The 22,284-nt window shown below is 65.2% G+C and carries 17 protein-coding genes and 1 pseudogene; 11 read left to right on the top strand and 7 right to left on the bottom strand.

The window, feature by feature from the left end:
• Positions 1 to 8: 8 nt before the first annotated feature.
• From sctP to sctU, 3 genes are read right to left on the bottom strand one after another with little or no spacing between them, the layout of a single operon-like run.
• Positions 9 to 644, bottom strand: a complete 636-nt coding sequence (gene sctP / locus LL972_RS05625) for a type III secretion system protein SctP (protein WP_228326737.1) — start codon at positions 642 to 644, stop codon at positions 9 to 11.
• The gene (locus LL972_RS05620; RefSeq protein ID WP_212580669.1) at positions 644 to 2,566 is read right to left on the bottom strand and encodes an FHIPEP family type III secretion protein; all 1,923 of its coding nucleotides are present in this window, start codon (positions 2,564 to 2,566) and stop codon (positions 644 to 646) included. The genes sctP and LL972_RS05620 overlap by 1 nt, the downstream gene beginning before the upstream one ends.
• Positions 2,567 to 2,574: 8 nt before the next feature.
• A complete protein-coding gene (sctU, locus tag LL972_RS05615) occupies positions 2,575 to 3,648 on the bottom strand; it encodes a type III secretion system export apparatus subunit SctU (protein WP_228326736.1) in 1,074 nt (357 codons plus the stop codon).
• 212 nt (positions 3,649 to 3,860) lie between these two features.
• Between sctU and LL972_RS05610 the strand changes: the two genes are divergently transcribed.
• The 9 genes from LL972_RS05610 to sctC all read left to right on the top strand — a co-directional run bounded on the left by LL972_RS05610 (position 3,861) and on the right by sctC (position 11,477).
• Entirely contained in the window at positions 3,861 to 4,316 is a 456-nt protein-coding gene (locus LL972_RS05610) for an HrpB1 family type III secretion system apparatus protein (protein ID WP_228326735.1), read from the top strand.
• A gap of 31 nt (positions 4,317 to 4,347) precedes the next feature.
• Positions 4,348 to 4,740 carry a type III secretion protein HrpB2 gene (locus LL972_RS05605; protein ID WP_228326734.1) on the top strand — a complete coding sequence of 131 codons (393 nt, stop codon included), beginning with the start codon at positions 4,348 to 4,350 and terminating at the stop codon, positions 4,738 to 4,740.
• A 1-nt stretch (position 4,741) separates the two neighbouring features.
• Positions 4,742 to 5,506: a type III secretion system inner membrane ring lipoprotein SctJ gene (gene sctJ, locus LL972_RS05600; protein ID WP_228326733.1), complete on the top strand. Its 765-nt coding sequence runs from the start codon at positions 4,742 to 4,744 to the stop codon at positions 5,504 to 5,506.
• Between the two features lie 9 nt (positions 5,507 to 5,515).
• Complete coding sequence (locus LL972_RS05595) at positions 5,516 to 6,145, top strand: type III secretion protein HrpB4 (RefSeq protein ID WP_228326732.1); 630 nt, start codon at positions 5,516 to 5,518, stop codon at positions 6,143 to 6,145.
• On the top strand, positions 6,130 to 6,831 hold the full coding sequence (gene sctL, locus LL972_RS05590) for a type III secretion system stator protein SctL (RefSeq protein WP_228326731.1): 702 nt from the start codon (positions 6,130 to 6,132) through the stop codon (positions 6,829 to 6,831). The genes LL972_RS05595 and sctL overlap by 16 nt, the downstream gene beginning before the upstream one ends.
• The gene (gene sctN / locus LL972_RS05585; protein WP_228326730.1) at positions 6,821 to 8,149 is read left to right on the top strand and encodes a type III secretion system ATPase SctN; all 1,329 of its coding nucleotides are present in this window, start codon (positions 6,821 to 6,823) and stop codon (positions 8,147 to 8,149) included. The genes sctL and sctN overlap by 11 nt, the downstream gene beginning before the upstream one ends.
• Complete coding sequence (locus tag LL972_RS05580; protein ID WP_228326729.1) at positions 8,142 to 8,651, top strand: type III secretion protein HrpB7; 510 nt, start codon at positions 8,142 to 8,144, stop codon at positions 8,649 to 8,651. The genes sctN and LL972_RS05580 overlap by 8 nt, the downstream gene beginning before the upstream one ends.
• Positions 8,648 to 9,478 (top strand): type III secretion system export apparatus subunit SctT, encoded by an 831-nt coding sequence (gene sctT, locus LL972_RS05575; RefSeq protein ID WP_228326728.1) that lies wholly within the window; start codon positions 8,648 to 8,650, stop codon positions 9,476 to 9,478. The genes LL972_RS05580 and sctT overlap by 4 nt, the downstream gene beginning before the upstream one ends.
• 175 nt (positions 9,479 to 9,653) lie before the next feature.
• On the top strand, positions 9,654 to 11,477 hold the full coding sequence (sctC, locus tag LL972_RS05570) for a type III secretion system outer membrane ring subunit SctC (protein WP_228326727.1): 1,824 nt from the start codon (positions 9,654 to 9,656) through the stop codon (positions 11,475 to 11,477).
• 78 nt (positions 11,478 to 11,555) lie between these two features.
• On the opposite strand, the gene xopA is transcribed toward sctC, so the two are convergent.
• Positions 11,556 to 11,948, bottom strand: a complete 393-nt coding sequence (gene xopA, locus LL972_RS05565; RefSeq protein WP_323134206.1) for a XopA/Hpa1 family type III secretion system protein — start codon at positions 11,946 to 11,948, stop codon at positions 11,556 to 11,558.
• Positions 11,949 to 12,415: 467 nt separating this feature from the next.
• Here xopA and LL972_RS05560 point away from each other — a divergent pair, with 467 nt between their 5' ends.
• A complete protein-coding gene (locus tag LL972_RS05560) occupies positions 12,416 to 12,898 on the top strand; it encodes a lytic transglycosylase domain-containing protein (protein ID WP_228326725.1) in 483 nt (160 codons plus the stop codon).
• 130 nt (positions 12,899 to 13,028) lie between these two features.
• Here the strand turns inward: LL972_RS05560 and LL972_RS05555 are convergent, their stop codons facing one another.
• Complete coding sequence (locus LL972_RS05555) at positions 13,029 to 14,252, bottom strand: hypothetical protein (RefSeq protein WP_228326724.1); 1,224 nt, start codon at positions 14,250 to 14,252, stop codon at positions 13,029 to 13,031.
• A 1,173-nt stretch (positions 14,253 to 15,425) separates the two neighbouring features.
• On the opposite strand from LL972_RS05555, the pseudogene LL972_RS05550 reads away from it, so the two are divergent.
• Positions 15,426 to 17,710: pseudogene (locus LL972_RS05550) on the top strand (glycoside hydrolase family 3 N-terminal domain-containing protein).
• Between the two features lie 224 nt (positions 17,711 to 17,934).
• Here LL972_RS05550 and LL972_RS05545 read toward each other — a convergent pair.
• Both LL972_RS05545 and LL972_RS05540 read right to left on the bottom strand, forming a co-directional pair.
• Positions 17,935 to 19,518, bottom strand: coding sequence for a thioredoxin family protein (locus tag LL972_RS05545; protein ID WP_228326723.1), 1,584 nt, complete (start codon positions 19,516 to 19,518; stop codon positions 17,935 to 17,937).
• A gap of 514 nt (positions 19,519 to 20,032) precedes the next feature.
• A complete protein-coding gene (locus LL972_RS05540) occupies positions 20,033 to 22,279 on the bottom strand; it encodes a methyl-accepting chemotaxis protein (protein WP_228326722.1) in 2,247 nt (748 codons plus the stop codon).
• Positions 22,280 to 22,284 lie beyond the last annotated feature (5 nt).

The following is a 22,284-nucleotide window of genomic DNA, read 5'->3' as shown; positions in this document are numbered from 1 at the left end:
GTGCGGCGCTAGACGACCTCGATGCTGATCTGCAGCGTGTCGCTGAGCGCGGCCTTCAATGCGGTATCCAGACGCTTTCTTCCATTGCAAAGTACCTCGCGCGTCTCGGGCGAGCCGCTGTCGAAGCGAAGCGATAGCTGGTCTGGCGAAAGCCGCAAGAACAGCGTGGTCTGCGGCAGGATGTCGTGGTTGATCTCCAGCCACGCCTCCCAGATCCCTGCGCCGCGCACCGGCGTGGCATTGCAGAATTCGGCCACCCGCAGCGCGATGTGGTGGATGGCCATCTGCGCGCGTTGGGTGCGGATCCACTCGGCGGCGATCTGCCGACCCAAGGCGTCGCTGTCGTCGCCTCGGGCGATCTGACCACGATTGCCGTCATCCAGGCAGGGGGGCGCGCTTGGCAGCGGCGCAGCGTCGTGACCGTCGCTGGCAGCATCCGCATCGTCTGGCAGCGGCGGAGCGTCGTCGCCATCTTCCGGCACCACCATGTCCGGCAATCCGCGCAGCACGCTGTTCAGGCGTCGGCGCAGTTGCATGAAGCTGACACGCTGCGTGGCACGCACCGGTGTGGGCGCTGCGTGCGGCGGCAACGGTGCACCGGCGATCGGCAGGATGCGCACATGGCGGACCGGTGGCTTGCGCATCAGGCCACCACTCTGCCGATCGGCTGTAGCTGCACCTCTGCGCCCAGTTCCTGGAACGAATAGACCTCCAGCCAGTTCAGGCGCGCCTCGATCATGCGGCGCACATAACGCCGCACGTCCATCGATGCGACCACCGCCAGTGGATGCTGCGCCTGATCTGCGACAATGCGCTCCACCTGCTCGACCAGCTGGTTGGCCTGCTCCGGTGGCAGGGCCAGGAAATTACCCGCCGGCGTGGCGCGAATCGACTGCCGGATCAATTGTTCCACCGCGTGGTCGAGCATCACCGCAGGCAGCTGCCCGGTGCCTGCGGTCGCAGTGTGCGCAAGATAGCGGCCGAGATCGCAGCGCACATACTCGGTCAGCATCAGCAGGTCCTTTTCCTTCGGTCCCCACACCACCAGGCTTTCCAGGATGCTCTTGATGTTGCGCACCGGGATGCGTTCTTCCAGCAGCCGCCGCAACACATCGGCGATGCGCTGTGCGGGCATGGCCTTGTTGACTTCTGCAACCAGCCCGGGATAGTCCGCGCTCACCTGTTCCAGCATCCACTGTGTTTCCTGGATGCCGACGAACAGATGCGCGCGTGCACGCAGCGGCGCGATCGCCTGTTGGGCCAGCGCCTTCTGCAGGTCGGCCGTATCGCTCAAGGTGCTGCGGGTTTCCGGGACGTCGTGGATCAGTACTTCGTATTGCAGGTCCTGCAGGGCGTCGCTTTGCCAGATCGCAATGCCCGGAAACGGCAGGCCCAGCAGTTCCACCAACTGCCGGCGTTCGTTCTCGATCGCCTGGTCCAGCAGTGCCGGGTCGAGCCGCGCAGCCAGTTGCGGCGACAGTCGCATCGACAGGGGCGAGGCAAAATCCGGCGCGCTCTTGCGGATATGCGGTGCATCGCCCTTTGCCCCCTTGCGGCTGGTCGATGGCAGCGTGGGCTGATCGCTGCCGCTGACATCGCGTTGCTTGCGCCAGATCGTATAGCCGCCTGCGCCCACTGCCGCCGCCAGCAGCAGGAACAGCACCGCAGGAAATCCCGGAACGAACGCAAAGCAGGCGAGTAGCACGCTCGCCGCCATCAAGGCGCGCGCATTGCCGGTGAGCTGGCGGCCGATCTCGAGCCCGAGCGAGCTGGTCTTGGCCTCGTTCTCGTTGGCGACGCGGGTGATCATGACGCCGGCCGCCACCGAGATCAGCAGCGAGGCGATCTGCGACACCATCGCATCGCCCACCGACAGGATCGCAAAGCGGTTGGCCGCCTCGCCTGCGCTCATGCCGTGGTAGGTCACGCCCACCACGATGCCGGCCAGGATGTTCACCATGGTGATCACCAGGCCGGCGATGGCATCGCCCTTGACGAATTTCATGGCGCCATCCATGCCACCGTGCAGCTGACTCTCGATCGCCAGCCGCGCGCGTTTGCTGCGTGCTTCGTCTGCGCTCAGGTTGCCGCCGCGCAGGTCGGCATCGATGCTCATCTGCTTGCCGGGCATCGCGTCCAGGGTGAAGCGCGCACCGACTTCCGCCACGCGCTCGGAGCCCTTGGCGATCACGATGAACTGCACCGTGGTGATGATCAGGAACACCACCAGGCCCACCACCAGGTTGCCGCCGACCACCAGCTCGCCAAAGCTCTCGATGATGTGGCCGGCCTCGGCATGCAGCAGGATCGATTTTGTCGACGCGATGTTCAACGACAGCCGCAGCAGCGTGGTGAACAGCAGCAACGAGGGAAACGACGACAGCGAGATCGAGTCGGGCACATACATCGTGACCATCAGCAACACCACGCTCAGGGTGATGTTGATGCCCAGCAGCGTGTCGATGAGCGGGGTGGGCAGCGGCAGGATCATCAAGCCAATGACCGCCACCACCAAGGCGGCGATCGCCACTTCACCGGTGTATGCGAAATACCGTGTCAGGCGCATGCGATCTCCTAGCAGGGCAGCGGACCGCTGCCGTCATCGTTGTCGCGGCCCAGCTCGTCGACCCAGCGCAGCACCACCGCCACCGTTTCGAACAGCGATTCGGGAACCGCCTCGCCCAGTTCGACCTGATGCAGCGCGCGCGCCAATGGCGGGTTCGCCACGATCGGAATGCCCTGCTTGTGCGCATAGGCACGCAGTTCCAGCGCACCGTCGTCCACACCCTTGGCCACCACTTGCGGCAGACCGAAGCCGTCCGGTTCGTAGGCCAGCGCGACGGCGTAATGGGTCGGGTTGACCACCATCACCTTGGCCTTGGCGACGCGCTCGCGCGGGTCGCCGAAGACCAGTTCCTTGGCGAATTCCTTGCGCTTTCCCTTCAGTTCCGGGTCGCCTTCGCTGTCCTTGTGTTCGCGTTTCTGCTCGTCCTTGCTCATGCGTTTGTCGCGAATGAACAGCCAGTGCTGCACGCTCCAGTCCGCCGCGCCGACCAGCACGAATACCAGCACCGCCAGGGCGCACAGGATGCCCAGCGCACGCCAGCCGATCTGGGCGATGTCAGCCGTTGGCTGATAGGCGAGCCCGATGATCGTCGGCATCAGTGCGCGCAGGCCGTACCACAGCACCACGCCGATCACCGCGGCCTTGATGCCCAGTTTCAGCAGGTTGATGAGACTTCGCAACGAAAAGAGTTTTTTGACGCCGTTCACGGGATTGAGCGAATCGAACTTGGGCGTGACCGGTTTGAGCGAGGCATTGAGCCCGGTCTGCAGAAAGCTGCCGATCAATCCGGCAGCCAGGCATGCGACCACGAACGGCAGCGTCAGCAATACGCCCTGGATGCCGATGCGACCGAGTGCACGGTGCAAGGCGGTGGCATCGCGCGTATTGGCGCTGAAATCGAAGCCGATCGACATCAAGGCGCGCAGGTGTTCGACGAAATAGCTGCCTGCCAGTTTCATCACCAACAACGCGGCCAGCAGCACGGCGGCGGCTGTGACGTCCGGGCTGACCGGCACTTCCCCATCCCTGCGCGCATCCTGCAGTTTTTTTTCGGTCGGCTTCTCGGTCTTCTCATCCGACATGGCGATCTCCGGCCGCGGTTGCTGCATGCCGATTCTGGTTGAGCCATCGCCAGGCGATCCGCTTCCAGGGCGAACGTGTGCATGGGTGGACGAAGCACGCTGTGTTTGTTCGCGAGGGTATTCCGATGTTCGCTTCTGAAAAGTCTTGGTTGGCGCCGACGCGTACGTTACGCACGCATGCTGTCCACAGCCATTGAATGACGAGGTGCGGTATGGAAAAGATGGAATGTCCCGGTTCGGTCGTGAGTGGGCTGATCGAACTGATTACGGTGGGGCTGACGCACGAAAAACTCGAAGAGGCCGCAGCGGTACTGGCCGCCGTGCGGGTAATGCGGCCGGAGCTGAAGGCGCTGGATACCTTCGATGCCTGGATCGCGATCAAGCGCGGCAGTTATCTGGAGGGTGCGCGCCTGTTGCGTGAGCTGGAGGCCGATGCCGGCTCCAAGCCCTTGTGCAAAGCCTTGTACGCGTGCTGCCTGTTTGCGGTGGGCGACCCCTCGTGGCATGGCATTGCAGACGGCCTGATCGAAGAGGACGCCGATGCCGACGCCGTTGGCCTGGTCAAGGCGCTGTCAGGACGCTACACGCCGGCACCCATGCAAGCGGAATCGGCGACCGAATCCACCGCGCCGATGGAAGTTCCCAACGCGCAGTATCTGCGCGCCTGACCCGGACGTTACCCAGCCTGCGGAACATGCCATGACGCTCATTCCTCCTGTTGCCCCGATCACTGCCAGTTCTGGCCTGTCCACGCCCGCGATATCGCCGACGGCCGCGCCGAACCAGGCGCTCGTCAACCGCTTCCAGGCGCTGATGCAATCCTCCAGCCCGCTGCCGCCGGCCATGCAGCGCGTGGGAGAGCCCAGCATGGTGAGCCGGATGGTCGACGTGCAGAACGATGGCGTGCGCACCATCGCCGAGCATATCGATGCCTTCAGCCTGCAGGCGCCGACCATGGGCCTGCAGGAGATGGCCTCGCAACAAATGAAGCTGATGCACGAGCTGACCATGGTCGGCTTCAACCTCAATGTCAGCGTCGGCGTGGCGCAGTCGGGCAAGAACGCCGTGCAAACTTTGTTCAAGAACCAATAGCATGCGAACGCTCAGATATCTGGTGGTGTTGCTGCTGGCACTGCTGCTGTCTGGCTGCGACCAGCAGCTGTATTCCGGGCTGACCGAGAACGACGCCAACGAGATGCTCGCCGTGCTGCTGACCGCCGATGTGGATGCGGAAAAGCTCACGCCCGACGACGGCAAGACCTGGGCGATCAACGCGCCGCATGACCAGGTGGCGTACGCGTTGCAGGTGCTGCGCGCGCATGGCATGCCGCACGCGCGGCACGCCAATCTCGGCGAGATGTTCAAGAAGGACGGCCTGATCTCCACCCCCACCGAAGAACGCGTGCGTTTCATCTACGGCGTGTCGCAGCAGCTGTCGCAGACCTTGTCGAATATCGATGGCGTGATCGCGGCCGATGTGGAGATCGTGCTTCCCAACAACGACCCGCTGTCCACCTCGGTCAAACCCTCCAGCGCCGCGGTGTTCATCAAGTTTCGCGTCGGTAGCGATCTGACCAGCCTGGTGCCCAGCATCAAGACGCTGGTGATGCACAGCGTGGAAGGACTGACCTACGAGAACGTCAGCGTCACGCTGGTGCCAGGCGGGGCGGAAAGCGATGCGCAGCTCTCTGCATCGGCGCCGCCACGTGCCTGGGCGTGGCCATGGCTGGCCGGATGCGCGCTGGCGCTGTGCGTGGCGGTCGGTGCGGCAGCGCTGTATTGGTGGCCGAACGCCGATGCACGCCGCTGGGGCGGCTGGCAGCGCCTGCGCGAGTTGTCCAGAAAACCTGCTGGGTGAGGCCGGCCGATGGACAAGGCACGCATCGACAACGCGGCACGGTGGCTTCAACGATGGACGGCGGCGGTGTCCGCCCTGGCGCAATCGCTGGAGGCAGAGCGGGTGGCGCACTGGCTGGGTCCGGTCGCTGCGTTGGGCTGGGAACGCGCGCCTGCGCAGCGCCGTGTGCGCGTGATCCAGGCCTGGTCGGGATGCTCGCGCATGCAGGTCTCTGCGCTGGATTCGCCGGCCAACCGGCTGGTCGTGCTGGCGCCCGACCTGCTCTCCAAGGTATTGATGAGCCGCGCGTTGTTTTCGCGCGCACTGGCGCTGCGCCGCTGCATCGAGCGCGAGCGCCTGAGCTGGTTCGAGCAGCGGGTGGGGCCGGCGGTCCTTGAGCATGTGCGCCATCGCGCAGTCACCGGCATGACAGCGCCACTGTTGCCGCGCGACGCCGACCAGGCGGCATGGGTCGGCGATGGCTGGCGTCGGTTGGCGGCCGATGGCGCCTGGCCCGACCCGTGCATCGCCAAAGTGATCGCGCTGTCCTTGCCGTTGGGCGCTGCCCAGGTGGCGCCCATCGCTACAGATGGCGCGAGCGATGCATTCCTGCAGGCGCTTCCCACCTTGTTGCCGGAGCTGCCATGCGTCTGTGGCTGAGGTCCACACCGGAGGCGGTCGGCCTGGACGGCGAGGTCATCCCCCGTGAGGCATTGGCCCGTGTGCTGGAACTGGACGCCGCGACTGCGCAGGTGCACGCGCGTTGCGCGCAGACGCTGGCGGACGCCCAGGCGCGTGCGCAGGCGCTCATCGACGACGCCCAACAACAGGCCGAGGCGATCCTCAACGATGCCCGGGACAAGGCCGAGCGCAGCGCACGACTGGGCTATGCCGCCGGCCTGCGCCGTCAGCTCGACACGTGGAACGAACGCGGCGTGCGGCATGCCTTCGCGGCCGAGGACGCCGCACGCCGCGCACGCGAGCGTCTGGCCGGAGTCGTCGCGCACGCCTGCGCACAGGTCCTGCACGGGCACGACCCCGCTGCGCTGTACGCGCGCGCCGCCCAGGCGCTGGACGGCGCCCTGGACGAGGCCAAGGCCTTGCGGGTGAGCGTGCATCCGGATGCGCTGGACGACGCCCGGCGCGCCTTCGATGCGGCTGCGGCCGCCGCCGGCTGGCCCATGCCGGTGGAACTGTGCGGCGACGCGGGTCTGGCCCTGGGCGCCTGCGTGTGCGAATGGGATACCGGTGTGTTCGAGGCCGATCTGCGCGATCAGCTACGCAGCATCCAGCGGGTGATCCGCCGCGTCCTGGCCGCGCCACAGGCGGTGCAAGATGACGGCTGAGCTGCCGGTGCTGGAGGCAACGCTCGAGCGCGAACTGGCTGCGCTGGCCTTCGGTCGTCGCTACGGCAAGGTGGTCGAGGTGATCGGCACCATGCTCAAGGTCGCCGGGGTGCAGGTCAGCCTGGGCGAGGTGTGCGAGCTGCGCCAGCGCGACGGCACGCTGCTGCAGCGTGCCGAGGTGGTGGGCTTCAGCCGCCATCTCGCCTTGCTGGCGCCGTTTGGCGAACTGGTGGGCTTGTCGCGCGAGACGCGTGTGATCGGGTCGGGGCACCCACTGGCGGTGCCGGTCGGCTCGGCGTTGCTGGGACGCGTGCTCGATGGCCTGGGCGAGCCGGCGGACGGCCAGGGGCCACTCGCCGGCGACGGCTGGGTCCGGATCCAGGCGCAGGCGCCGGATCCGATGCGCCGGCGCCTGATCGAACAACCGATGCCGACCGGTGTGCGCATCGTCGATGGCCTGATGACGCTGGGCGAAGGCCAGCGCATGGGCATTTTCGCCGCGGCCGGCGTCGGCAAGAGCACCTTGATGGGGATGTTCGCGCGCGGCACGCAGTGCGATGTCAACGTGATCGTGCTGATCGGCGAACGCGGACGCGAAGTGCGTGAATTCATCGAGATGATTCTTGGCCAGGACGGCCTGGCGCGCAGCGTGGTGGTGTGCGCCACCTCCGATCGCTCCTCCATCGAGCGCGCCAAGGCCGCCTATGTCGGCACCGCCATCGCCGAATATTTTCGCGATCAGGGCATGCGCGTTCTGCTGATGATGGACTCGCTGACGCGCTTTGCCCGCGCGCAACGCGAGATCGGTCTGGCCGCTGGCGAGCCGCCCACCCGTCGTGGATTTCCGCCGTCCGTGTTCGCCGAGCTGCCACGCCTGCTCGAACGTGCCGGCATGGGCGAGACGGGCTCGATCACCGCGTTTTACACCGTGCTGGCCGAGGACGACACCGGCAGCGATCCGATCGCCGAAGAAGTGCGCGGCATCCTGGATGGCCATCTGATTCTGTCGCGCGAGATCGCCGCCAGAAACCAGTACCCGGCCATTGATGTGCTGGGAAGCCTGAGCCGGGTGATGAGCCAGATCGTGTCTGCCGAGCAACGCCAGTACGCCGGCCAGCTGCGGCGTCTGCTGGCCAAGTACAACGAGGTGGAAACCTTGCTGCAGGTCGGCGAATACCGCCAGGGCAGCGACGCGGTCGCCGACGAGGCGATCGCCAGGATCGATGCCATTCGCGACTTCCTCAGCCAGCCCACCGATCAGCTCAGCGACTATGACACCACCCTGGAGCAGCTTGCCGGCGTGATCGACGATGCGTGAGCATGCCGGCACCTGGATCACGTTGCAGCAGCTGAAGACGCGCCGTCATGAACGGATGCAGGACCGTCTGAGCGACTGCAGGCGTGCGCTGGAGCAGTGCGACCGCGAATGCGCCAGTTGCAGTCAGGAGGCCAGCGCTTGCTCGGCGCGTCTGGCCGCGTTCGATGCCACGCTGGCCGACAGGGCCGGCGCGGGTGAGTCGATCGGCATCGAGGCGATCCTGCAGTACCAGCGCTTCCGCGCCGTGCTGGAAGAGCGCTGCCGCGCCGCAGAGCAGGCGCTGGTCGCAGCGACGCAGGCGTTGCAGAGCGCACGCGACGAGGCCGCAGCGGTGCAACAGGCCGTGAGCAGGCTGCAGGCACAGGCACAGATGTATGCGGAAAAAGCCGCCAGCGCGCAGCGTGCCTGGCAAGCCCAACGCGAAGCGGCCGAGGAGGAAGACGCGATCGAGGCGTTGGTCGGCCTGCGCCGGCATCGTGCCGCGCGCGGAGTGCGGCAATGAGCGACACCGCCAACGCGCTGCTGGCACTGTCATCCCAGGGGGTGTCGCTGCTGACCCTGCTGGCGTTGTGCGGAGTGCGCGTGTTCGTGATGTTCTTCGTGCTGCCGGCCACGGCGCAGGACAGTCTTCCGGGGATGGCGCGCAACGGCGTGATCTATGTGCTCAGTTCGTTCATCGCCTACGGACAGCCGGCCGATGCGCTGGCCAGGATCGAAGCAGCCGGCCTGGTCGGGCTGGTGTTCAAGGAAGCCTTCATCGGCCTGCTGATCGGGTTTGCCGCATCCATGGTGTTCTGGGTTGCCGAGAGCGTGGGCCTGCTCATCGACGATGTGTCCGGCTACAACAATGTCCAGATGACCAACCCGCTGAGCGGCGAGCAGAGTACGCCGGTGTCCACGGTGTTGATGCAGTTGGCGATCGTGTCCTTCTACGCGCTGGGCGGCATGCTGATGCTGCTCGGTGCGCTGTTCGAATCGTTCCGCTGGTGGCCGCTGAGCCAGCTCACGCCGGACATGGGAGCGGTCGCCGAGTCCTTCGTCATCCAGCAGACCGACGACATGATGACCGCAATCGTCAAGCTGTCCGCGCCGGTGATGTTGGTGCTGGTGCTGGTGGATCTGGCCATCGGCTTTGTGGCCCGCGCCGCCGACAAGCTGGAACCATCGAATCTGAGTCAGCCGATCCGTGGGGTACTGGCATTGCTGCTGCTCGCATTGCTGACCAGCGTGTTCATTACGCAATCCGGTGACGCACTCGGCTTCCTCCACTTCCAGCAGCAGTTGCACGATGCCGCCAACATCGGCGGCAAAGGGGGCGCCGCGAATTGATCATTGTTGAGACATCCACTGCCGTGCGCTGCCTACACTGACCGCACGCGCCACCGATGCACTGCCCGACGCCGTGTCTGCAGCCCGGCTGCACGCGGCACGCAATTCCCGGCCGACGCCTGCCTGCCGGGCGCCACCCCATCGATTCTTTCACTTGCCTCGCAGAGGGAACGCCATGGCATATGCCTGTCCTCCAGTTCACCGCCATCGACGTGCGCCATTGGCCGCCGCGTTGTTGCTCAGCCTGCTGCCGTTGCTGCCGCCGCATGCCAATGCCGCGCAGGTGCCGTGGCATTCGCGCAGCTTCAAATACGTCGCCGACCACAAGGATCTCAAGGAAGTGCTGCGCGACCTGTCCGCCAGCCAATCCATCACCACCTGGATTTCACCGGAAGTGACCGGCACGCTCAGTGGCAAGTTCGAGGCCAGCCCGCAGAAATTCCTCGACGATCTGTCTGCGACGTTCGGCTTCGTCTCGTATTACGACGGTGCCGTGCTCAGGATCTGGGGCGCCAACGAAACCAAGAATGCAACCTTGAATCTGGGCGCTGCGTCGACGAATGCGCTGCGCGATGCGCTTGCGCGCATGCGCCTGGACGATCCGCGCTTTCCGGTCCGTTACGACGAGGCGGCGCACGTGGCGGTGGTGTCCGGCCCGCCGGGGTATGTGGATACCGTCGCCGCGATCGCCAAACAGGTCGAGCAGGGCGCACGCCAACGCGACGCCACCGAGGTGCAGGTGTTCCAGCTGCATTATGCGCAGGCCGCCGATCACAGCACCCGCATCGGTGGGCAGGACGTCCAGGTGCCGGGCATGGCCAGCCTGTTGCGCAGCATGTACGGCGTGCGTGGCGCTCCCACCGCGGTGCTGCCCGGGCCGGGCGCCAATTTCGGGCGGGTGCAACCGATCGGCGGCGGCTCGTCCAATACCTTCGGCAACAGTGCTCAGGGCCAGACTGGCGGCGGCAGTGGTAACAACGGCATTCTCGGTTTGCCTGCGTCGTGGTTCGGCGGTGGCTCGCCGTCCGATCGGGTGCCGGTCAGCCCGCCGTTGCCGGGCACTGGCACCAATGCGCCGGCCAGCGTCTGGCCGGAGATGAGCCAGGCCCGGCGCGACACGCCGCTGGCGGTGGATGCAGGCAGCGGCGGCGAGCTGGCCTCCGACGCGCCGGTGATCGAGGCCGACCCGCGCACCAACGCCATTCTGATTCGCGACCGCCCCGAGCGGATGGCGGCCTATGGCACGTTGATCCAGCAGCTCGACAACCGCCCCAAGCTGCTGCAGATCGATGCCACCATCATCGAGATCCGCGATGGCGCCATGCAGGATCTGGGCGTGGACTGGCGTTTCCACAGCCGGCGTGTCGATGTGCAGACCGGCGACGGGCGTGGCGGTCAGCTTGGCTACGATGGCACCTTGAGCGGTGCGGCGGCAGCAGGTGCCAGCGCTCCGTTGGGTGGCACCTTGACGGCGGTCCTGGGAGATGCAGGACGTTACCTGATGACGCGTGTGTCGGCGCTGGAGCAGACCAACAAGGCCAAGATCGTCTCCACCCCGCAGGTGGCGACGCTGGACAACGTGGAAGCGGTGATGGATCACAAGCAGCAGGCATTCGTGCGTGTCAGCGGCTACGCATCCGCGGACCTCTACAACCTGTCCGCCGGTGTGTCGTTACGCGTCCTGCCGAGTGTGGTGCCGGGCTCGGCCAACGGACAGATGCGCCTGGATGTGCGTATCGAAGACGGACAGTTGGGCGCCAACACCGTCGATGGCATTCCCGTCATCACCTCCAGCGAGATCACCACGCAGGCATTCGTCAACGAGGGTCAGAGCCTGCTGATCGCCGGTTATGCTTCCGATAGCGACCAGACCTATCTGAACAAGGTGCCCGGATTGTCCAAGATTCCACTGGTCGGCAACCTGTTCAAGCATCGCCAGCAGAGCGGATCGCGGCTGCAGCGCTTGTTCCTGCTGACCCCGCATATCGTCTCGCCCTGAGCAGCGCCTCAAGGGGCTGCCGATGCTGTTGGAACGTGCAGGCTGCCGCGTGGACCGGCAGCCTGCACGCATTGCCCATCAGGCCTGGCCGGTGATGCTCGACAGGTTGGCATTGAAACCGCCACCCAGACTGTTGCCGCCCAGGCTGCTGCCAAGCGAACCGCCACCGCCCGTGCCGGCGCCGCCCTGGTTCTGCATCAGCTGCATCACGATCTGCATCAGCATTTGCGTCAACGGACTCAGGCCCTGCTGACCATCCTGCGGCTGGTCGTTTCCGCACTCCTGATTGGCATCGCTACCCTGGCTCTGTTGAAGCATCATCATGATGAACATGGCGAGCAATTGATCCAGCTGCTGCTCGGAGCCAGCCGAGGACGCGTGCTGACCGGAGTTCTGAGTTTGCTGGGGCCCGATGCCCATCGTGTGCACGTTGCTGAAATTCGAAAAGTTGGTTCCGATAGATGAGTCCATGGTGATTCCCGTCTCATGTGGTTGACTGGGGACATCGCGGTTGCCGGAAAGCTGCAACGGCAAGCTCGCAACTGGGACGCTGTGTTGCCCCGTCGGCAAGGTAGAAGAGGCAAGCGCGATGCATCTGCCAGGACGCGAAAGCGCGCTTTTGCTTGCGAACGTGAGGACGGCAAAATCTCGGGAAACCGCTGGAAAACAGCTGCGTTGCACCGCTGTACGCGGTGATTTCGCTTATGTCATAGACGCTTCGTCCAGCATGTGCCGGCGTGTGCACAGCACCGTTATGGTGGCGCGATCGAGCGGGGGACGTTGGATCAACCGGGGATGCGTGTCCACTCCGCCGCGTTGCTGGAATCAACGACGATCAGGTGACAGAGATGACAGAGACCGATACGCCGACCACGTGTGCGTCTGCGCACGGCACGGGTATGTGGCGTCCACAGCATTGGGCCACGCTCTCCAGGAACATGCCCGCAGACGAGCGATGGTGCGCGCTCCAGTCCAGCCGTGCCGCCGCGCCTCGGCGACGCGTGTGGCTTGCGGCGGCATTGCTGTGCGCCGCGCCGCTCGCACGCGCAGACTGTTTTGAAGAAGCCGCCGGTTATCAACACGTCAATCCCTGGGTGTTACGCGCCATTGCGTGGCAGGAATCCCGTGGCCGTGCCGACGCGATCCACCGCAACAACAACGGCACCATCGATTATGGAAAGATGCAGATCAATTCAATCCATCTGCGGCGTCTTTCCAGCTACGGCATCTCCAGGGATGCGTTGATGCAGCCGTGCGTCAGCGTGTATGTGGCGGCCTGGCGGCTGCGCGAGATGACCAATAAATACGGAAATACCTGGGCTGCCGTCGGCGCCTATCATTCCGAAACGCCCGCGGAGCGCGACAAGTATGCGCATGCCATTCACGCGATTCTGAGCAAGCGCGGGGTGGTTGCCGAGTAACGCTACTGCGACCGCAGCGTCTGCGTAATGGGCTGCCGGCTTGCCCGCATCGTGCGCCCGAGTGGCAGTGCCTTGCCGAGCGATAGCCGCGCCCGCCGGGTGGCGAGCGCGGTGGGTTTGATCGCCGTGCTTACCCGGCCTGCGGGCGAGCCGCCTCGGCTGCGCGAACGGCCCCATCGGCCTGCCAGGTGGCGCCGATGGTCTTGTACTGCATGCCGGCGGCCACGCCGGACACCGTATTGGAGAGCAGGGCGCTGCGTGCGGGCGACAGCCCGACCCAGGCGCCAATCATGTTGATGGCGGTACCAAGCGCGATATTGGAATTGATGGCGGCTGTGCGTGCGACCGAGTGATCCATGACCCGCTCGTAATCCTCGCGCTTGCCTTTCCATTCGGGCTCCCAGATCTGCTTTGTCCCGGCCTGGTCGGCTTCGTGCTGGGTGACATTGATCCAGTCCGCCGTTTCCAGGCCGACATTCAAGGCCGCCGTCATCGCCGATTGACGCAAGATGACGCTGGTTGCCTCGCCCTTGGTGAAAGGCGAGTTCAGGCCGGCCCAGCGCTGCCGGGCCGCTGCAAAGTCCGGCGACGCCAGCTCGTTCGACGCCAGGTTGGCCAGCACGTTGGCCATGCCGTAGAACCTGCCGGCGCTGGTGATGTGCGGATCGCTGATGCCACCATTGGAGCGGGCCGGGTGCTGCATTCCCACCATCTTGAAGGTGGCCTGGATGGTGTCGCGGGCTGCGGCGTAGGCGGCGATCTTCAGGTCGCTGGCCAGCAGCCTGGCCGCCATCTCCGGTTGGCCGGATGCCTTGCCGGCCGCACCCACGGCGATGTTGCTCAGGATGCCGCCCAGCGCGAGCCGGGTGACCAGATCCGAGTAATGTTGCTGCTCGGTTCTCTTGTCCTCCTGTTCGTCGCTGGATAATGCATCCCACTGTTCGAGACTGAGATTGTGGAAGCCTCGCGCAGCCGCGTCGGGGTTGCGCTTCTCGCGGTTGCTCCGCAGCGTATGTAGCGCCATCTGCAGCGTGCCGGCAACGGCTTGCATGGCGACCACCGCCTCGGGTGGAAGCTTGCGAAGAGCGGCAAACAATCCCTCGCCCAGCAACTCACGCGCAAATGTGGTCGGTCCCACGGAGCTGGCCTGGTGCACCAGATGCCCCAGCGCAGCACCCAGGTACTGTCCGTCGAATTTGACAGGGAGTATGCCGCGCGCTGCCGCCGCCACGGCGGTAGCTGTCGGTCCAAGGACGGTGCTTGCGCCACGCACTGCACCGGTCCCGATCGATGCAGCCAGCGCACCCAGGCGCTCGGTACGTGTCGTTGCGGCGGTGGCTGCGGGTGTGTGCACCGGCGGATCGCGTGGTGCAGTCTGTTGGTGGGGGATGGAAGACGGGTCTGGTGGTGCAAAGGGGTGGTCGGCGTCGAAGAAGTGCTCGCTGGAACTCTCTTCGCCGTGCAGTACCGATGCGCTAGCGGCATGCAGCAGCGGGCTCTTGCCGGTGTGCTGGGTTCCGTCCGCAGCGCTGCCAGATCCGGTGCTGTGTTGCGGGTTGCTGCGTCGTCCAGACGGCCTGCGAGGCAGGCCCGCCAGTGCAGGGTCTGCCGTCGTTGCTGGCGTCTGGTTGCGCTCTTGCAGCGGCGGCATGTCGATCACAACGTCTTTATGCGTCGATTGCGATGGCTGGGAAGCACTGGCTGAGGGGATATTCATCACGGCATGTCCTCGCTGTGGGGAAAGGGCGGCGCGCTGCCGCCGGGCTTGCTGGGCTGCCGACGTGCGGCGTTGACGGCCAGCACATCATTCGACGGACGCATGGCGGTGCCAGCCTCGATTGCAGCGCAGGGGGTGCCGGTGGCCGGGTGATGCGTCGATCGAGGCGTCGCCTGGCCGACGCGCGGCACGCAGACACGGTCTGGCGCACGTGCCGTCATCAACGATCCGGTCAACGACAGTGCGAACTTTCCAGCGTGCAATCGCAGTGCTTGGACGCGCCCCGGCATCCACGGCCACCTTGTGTGGCATGCGTCATCGTCGTCAGCGACTCGAAAATGCCATCAAGCCGCAGATCCGGGACGCTTCAACTGCGAAATGATCATTCCGCAACGGAATAAAGCATTCCCTGAGCCGATGAAATGTGTCTGCCGTTGGCCGTGTCTTCGCCTACCCGAGCACACCGTCGTGCTCGCAGCGACGACCACCGTCGAATTGAATTCTCCGGGAAAAGGCCGGCGCGATGTGGATCGCCGCTGCTGCAGTGTCACGCATGTTGGTAGGCCGCCAATGATGGGCCTTCGCGCCCGTACCCATCGGTGCGTATGGCTCGGTAGTGCGGCAGATATCTTGAATGCTCACTGCAGTAGTGCGGCGACTGATGGGGTTGCTCTTGCATGTTCTCCAGTTGGTCATTCAAATCAGCAGGATGGAGATATCCCGAAGGGTGCGCCGCAAATGCGAACGTGGGATCTGCGCCCGGGCTTGCCCATCCTGTAGCGTTGGCTGACGCCGCCAAGCACCATCCTTATGTCCGTATGCACCACTCGACGCCAGCTGCTGCGTGGCGCGAGCACACTTGCCTTGCTCGCGCGCATCCCCGCTGGCTGGGCATTGCCGACCGGTCCGGCACGGCCGCCTGGCTTCATCGATGCATTGATCGCACGCATGAGCGTGGAGGAAAAGCGGGCCAGCTCAGCCTGTTCAGTTCGGCGCAGCAGGATGGCAAGGCGATCGTCGCCAATCCACTGACGCGCACCGCCGACGGGAACGCTCAACTGGCTGCCGCCCGCGCCGGGCGGCTGACCGGCGTCTTCAACGGTTCCAACGTGCGCTGGCATCAGCAACTCCAGCAGGCGGCGCTGCAAAGCCGCTTGCGCATTCCGCTGTTGTTCGCGGCCGATGTGATCCACGGCTACACCACCGTGTTCCCGGTGCCGTTGGCCGAAGCAGCCAGCTTCGAGCCAACGCTGGCACAGCGCACTGCGCGTGCCGCGGCGATCGAGGCCAGTGCTGTGGGTCTCGACTGGACCTTCGCGCCCATGGTGGATATCGCCCGCGATGCACGTTGGGGCCGTGGCGTGGAAGGCGCCGGCGAAGACGTGCTGCTGGCGCGGCTGTTTGCGCAGGCAAGGGTGCGCGGCTTTCAGGGCGATGCGGGGCTGGCCCATCCCGAGGCGATGGCCGCCTGCCCCAAGCACTTCGCCGCCTATGGCGCGGCCGAGGGTGGGCTGGATTACAACCGCGTGGATGTGTCCGAACGGACCCTGCGCGAGGTGTACTTCCCGCCGTTCCAGGCGGCGTTTGCCGCCGGCGCGGTCACGACTATGGCCGCCTTCAACGAACTGTCGGGCATTCCCGCCACCGCCAACGCGTGGCTGCTGGATACGCTGTTGCGCCAGGAATGGGGCTATCCCGGCCTGGTCGTGTCCGACTTCAAGGCCGACCAGGAACTGATTGCGCACGGCGTTGCTCTCGACGACCGTGATGCGGCAAGACTGGCCTTCCTGGCTGGGGTGGATATCAGCATGGAAAGCGGCCTGTATCTGCAGCACCTGCCGTCATTGGTTGCCGCAGGCGATGTGCCGATGGCACGGCTGGATGCGTCGGTAAGACGCGTGCTGGCATTCAAGGCGGCGCTGGGGCTGTTCGACGACCCGTTTCGGCGCATCCGGCCCGCACGGGTGCAGTCATCGCAGCGCACCACCGACACGTTGGCACTGGCCCGCGAAGCGGCCTGCAAATCGGTGGTGTTGCTGAAGAACGACGGCGAGCTGCTGCCATTGCGCCGCAGCGGGCAGCGCATTGCCTTGATCGGGCCCATGGCGCGCGACTGGATCAATCACGCCGGGCCATGGAGCCTGTTCGACGAGGAGGACAGGCGCAATACGCTGGCCGCCGCACTGGCGAATGCGCTGCAGGATCCGCAGTCACTGCAGGTGGTGGACGGCTGCGACTTTGACCAGGCACTGCCAGGCGGCGTGCAGGCCGCGGAGGCGGCCGCCAGGCGTGCCGATGTCGCGCTGCTGGCGATCGGTGAACCACTGAGCTATTCGGGCGAAGCGCAGTCGCGCAGTGAGATCTGCATCCCCGAGCCGCAGCGGCAGTTGCTGGCGGCAGTTGTCGCCACCGGCACGCCTGTCGTGGTCCTGCTGAGCACCGGTCGCGCGCTTGCGCTGGAAGGCCCGCTGCTTGGCTGCGCGGCGATCCTGGTGACCTGGTTTCTGGGCTCGGCCGCCAGCGTTGCACTGGCCGACATCCTGTTCGGTGCACAGGCACCGTCCGGCCGTTTGCCGGTGAGTTTTCCGCATGCGCTCGGGCAAGTGCCGTACGCCTATGCCCACCCACCCACCGGCCGTCCCAATCCGCAGCCGGACGACCTGGAGGCTTACACCACGCATTACCGGACGGCGCCCAACGCGGCGCTGTTTCCGTTTGGCCACGGCCTCACCTATGGGCGCATCGACTATGCCGAGCTCAGCCTGAGCGATACGCGCCTGCCAGCCAACGGCAGCCTGCGCATCAGCGCACGCATCCACAACCGTGGCACGCGCGATGCGGACGAAGTGGTGCAACTATATGTACGCGACCGCAGCGCCAGCGTCGCCCGGCCGGTGCGGGAGCTGAAGGATTTCCGCAAGCTCACGGTGGCTGCAGGCGGCAGCGCGCAAGTGGAGTTCGTGCTGCGGCGTGCGGACCTGTTGTTCATCGGTCAGGCGTTGAAACCGACGGTGGAGCCGGGTGTCTTCGATGTGTGGGTGGCGCCGTCGGCCGAGGCTGCAGGTGTGACGGCGAGCTTCGAATTGGTGAATTGAACTGGCGTGCGGTGCTGCCTGCGCACCCAGGCAGACGTGGTTGAGGATCGCAGCCGGAGATAGCTACCGGAGCATGATGTCGCCGGGCCACGTTCCACGGTTGGCGCAGGAGGATCCCTACCGAATCATGGCGCCGGAATCGGGTGCAGGGTGGTGAGGGCGACAGGCATCCGAGACAGCGCCATCGCCGCCCTGCAGCTGCCTGCCTGCCGGTGCGTGCCTGCTCAGCTCAGCCAGCTGCTGCACGTGCTGGTGGCCTTGCTGTCGCAGCTGGCCTGCATCTTCTGCTGCAGCCGCGCCAGCACCGCGCTGCCTTCCTGATGATGCTGCTTGCTCCAGGTCTTGAGCGAGGCACCAAGCGCCTGGATGCCTTGACGGTTACGCCGACCGTATCGATCCGGTTGGCCCGCCACTTCAGCGATTACCTGCGCGCTGGCAGATTCGATAGCAGCGGTGTCCTGCGGAGTGAGCCGGAGCACCCCATCGGCGTAACGCAACGCCGACTCCACGCGCGTTGCAGGGCCTTGGGATCCTTCGTAGGACTTTTTCAGCCACGTCACCGCTGTCTTCGGATCGTTGCGTTCTTCGGCGAGATAGGCCAGGAACTGCATGTAGTGATAAGGCGTCTTGCTACGCGTCAGTTCGCCCAGCAGCAGTTGTTCTGCACCGGCGTTGTCGCCTGTTGCGTCCAGCAGTTCGGCGGCTCCGGCGATGACGGACTCGCGTTCTTCGTCGGTCTTTGCCGCCTGCACAGCCCATTGCACGCGCTGGCGAACGGTGTCGAGCACCGCTGCCGGCAGCGGTGGTTGCGACTTCTGTGGCGCGCTGTCCGATGTTTGACCTTGTGCCAGGCGAGCGAGATCGACCTGTGTGGAGGCCGTGATCATCCTGTCCGCGATCGGAAGGGTGGCGTCGGCGTAGACCTTGTCCAGCGCCTGATTCAGCGCCAGGGAGAGGGCAGCGCGCTCGCCAGGATCGCGGGTGGACGCCACCACCAGGCGCGGCGCAAAGCGGCTCAGCTCACTTCGATTTGCGCGCACTTCCGCCGGGTCGGCCAGCACCGTCTTCAATAATGTGAGATGCGCCGGGCTGGTCACCGGCGGCGTTGTTGCAATGGACAGCGCCAGCAGCGCGAACCTGCGCTGCAATGCAGGCTGCGGCGCGGAGGCGGCCAAATGCTCAAGCACGTCGCTTGCACTGTGCGTTCTTGTCGGCTCGCGCGCCATGCCCCACCACTCGTAGCCGGCCAGCAAGGTCCAGTCGTCTGAGCTCAGTTCCTTCGGCGTCTGCAACGCCCGCTCGAGCAATTGCTCCGAGGTCGTGGTCCGCGTGGCAGCCACCCGCAGCGCGTCGGCCAGGCGGGCATTGTCACTGTAACCGGCAAGGCGCGTGATCTGGCTGCGATCCGGGCGCAGCACGATGATGGTTGGATATGCCTTGACGTTGTAGTGATCTCCCCACTTCTGGGCATCTTCAAGGTCGGCGTTCAGATGCACCACCACGAATTTACGGGTCAATTCGATGAAGGCAGGATCCTTGAACAAGGTGGCCTGCAGCCGGTTGCACGGTGGGCACCAGATGGCGCCCCAATAAAGCATCAGTGGCTTGCCGCTCTCCTTGGCCTCGGCAAAGGCGCCCTCAACGTCACCTTCGCGCCAGGCGATGCTGGCGTTGGCGGCAGGTGGGGCAGCGGTCCGGGTCTGCGCCGGCGGCGCTGGTGTGTCCGGCTTGCCGCAGCCGGTCAGGCTTGCCAGCACCGCCAACAGCGCGATCGATAAGGGCCAAGGGCGTTGCAATGACAGCAGCATGAGAAATCACCAGGTGAAGAGCAGGGAAGGATCGAATGACTGAACGCGCGGCATTGCGCCTGCGCTGGATGACGTCATCACCTATTTAGCGCTGCCGGCAATCCGGCAGCGTCACTGGATGCGAAGTGGCGTTGGCGCCAGCGCAGCGATGCGAGTCAAGGTCTCGATGACGCACGGGGCATGGCGCCCGTGGTGCGCGAAGATCCGATCAACGGAAATGGAACGGATACGATCGCCCGGCATCGCGCGCTCCTTCGCCGGCGGTTGCCGGTGCACATCGCGGCACTCGGCATCGCCTGCGTGGAGGGCCGGCGCTACATCAATCTGCCGGGCGTTGTAGGCGTGTGTTCGTATCCGGATAGCCGGGGTCGGGTTGTCACCATCCAGTCATGGACGGCCAGCGCATCGGCGATGCGCATGGCATTGCCGGCTCGGCAGCAGCGCTTCTTGCTCCAACCCAACAACCCCAGTCGCAAGAGGGCCGGGATCACCGGGCCCTCCGGCTGCCTGAGGCCTAGAATTCCCGCCAGTTGGCTGCGTCCATGGCGGTGGGAGCGGTCGGCTTTTGTGGCGCAACCGCTCGGCGTGTCGGCGTCTTGCCAGGTGCCGGGTTTTTCCCCTGGGCGACGTTAGGGGCTGGTGTTGCCCGCGCCACGGAGCGCGCAGTGCGGACATTGGCCTCTTCTATCTTGAACACCGCAACCGCCTGCGTGAGTTGACCGGCCTGTTCTTCCATCGAACGCGCCGCGGCAGTGGCTTCTTCCACCAGTGCCGCGTTCTGCTGGGTGGTTTCGTCCATCTGGGTCACGGTGAGGTTGACCTGCTCGATGCCTGCGGACTGTTCCTGCGAGGCGGCCGAGATCTCGCCCATGATGTCGGTCACGCGCTGCACGCTGGCCACGATCTCCGCCATCGTGGTGCCTGCGGTATGCACCAGGGCCGACCCTTCGGCAACGCGATGCACCGAGTCGTCGATCAGCCCCTTGATCTCCTTGGCCGCAGCGGTGGAGCGCTGTGCCAGGGTGCGCACTTCAGAGGCGACCACCGCAAAGCCGCGTCCCTGTTCGCCGGCACGCGCCGCTTCCACGGCGGCATTCAGTGCCAGGATATTGGTCTGGAACGAGATGCCGTCGATGACCGAAATGATGTCGGCGATCTTCCTGGACGAGGCTTCGATGCCGGCCATGGTGCCGACGACCTTGTTGACGATCTCCCCGCCCTGCGATGCCACGCTTGCCGCGCCAATCGCCAGTTGATTGGCCTGACGCGCGTGCTCGGCATTCTGCCTGACCGTGGACGTCAGCTCTTCCATCGAGGCGGCGGTTTCTTCCAGGTTGGCCGCCTGCTGTTCGGTGCGCTGCGACAGGTCCTGGTTGCCGGCGGCGATCTCGCTGGCGGCCGAGTTGATGGAGATCGCCGAGTGCTGGATGCGTCCCACAATGTCTGCAAGCTGCGCGGCGGTGGTGTTGGCGTCGTCGCGCATCTGCGCGAACACGCCGTTGAATTCGCCGCGCATGCGCGCGGTCAGATCGCCGGCGGCGATGGATTGCAGCAGCGACGACAGCGACTGCAGATTGCCATCGGCAGTGGCCATCAGCTGGTTCAGGCTGTCGACCATCACGTGGAAATCGTACTGGAAACGGTCGGCGTCGCCGCGCGCGGTGAAATCGCCGTTGGCGGCGGACAGCGCGAGCTGCTTGATCTGGTCATTCATCGCGGTCAGATTGGCCTTCACCTCGTCCATGGTCCGGGTAAGCACGGCTTTTTCGCCCGGCAGGCGGTCCATCTCGTCGGAGAGATCGCCAATCGCGTAGCGTCCGATGATCTGGCTCAGGCGCATCGTCACTGCGATGTGCGAACTCACCAGCGCGTTGGCATCGCGCACCATGTGGCCATACTCTCCGGGAAATGCGCCTTCATCCATGCGGTAGCTCATTTCGCCCGCATCATGTCGACGCGCCATTTCCAGCTGCGCCGCGATGACCCCCTGCAGACGATCGCGGATGCGATAGACCGCGCTGGCAAGCTGCACGGTTTCGTCCTTGCCGCTGACCTTGACGTCGATATCCAGTACGCCGCGCGACAGTTGCTCAACGGCGGCCACCGCCCGCTGAATCGAGGCGGAGATGGCGTTGCCCAGGATCAGTGCGAGGCTGACGCCGGCCAGCGCAATCAAGCCCAGGGCGATCGCCGACAGGGTCATGGCGCGCGTGTTGGTGGCTTGCTGCTGCTGGTAACGCAGCTTGGCGGAGCTGCCCAGCTCATCGCGCAAGGTGGCGAGCCCGGCGAACGTGGCGTTCGCGTTGTCCTTGACCTGGGTGCGGTTGACTTCCGCGCCGCCCGCGATATCTCCTGCCTCGATCAACTCGATCTGGCGCTGCATGCCGGCCTGCATGGCCGCGTAGCTCGTCTTGATCTTCTGCAACTGGGCGGCGTGTTGCTTTTCGTTGTGCAGCATCTGTTCGAGTTCCACGATGCTGGCTGCTACCTGCGTGAATCGCTTCTCGTTCTCCTGTTTCCACTGCGCGATCAACTCAGGCGTGCCGATGGCAATCATGCGCAAGATGTTGATGTCGACGCGTGTCAGCTGGCCGTCGATGCTGCTGGCAAGCGCAGAGCCGATGAAGTCCCGGTTGTAGAGCGTGCCGACATTGTTTTTGGAGGTGTGCAGGCTGTTCAGTAGAAACAGGCAAAGCAGGATGCTCGGGATCAGCGTTCCCAACAATGCCAATAAAAATTTACTCTTGATCGTAGTTAGCATGACGG

The organism is Xanthomonas campestris pv. asclepiadis (genome assembly GCF_020784175.1).
GTDB classification, from domain to species: Bacteria; Pseudomonadota; Gammaproteobacteria; order Xanthomonadales; family Xanthomonadaceae; genus Xanthomonas; species Xanthomonas campestris_D.
This window is presented reverse-complemented; position numbering and strand designations above follow the sequence as displayed.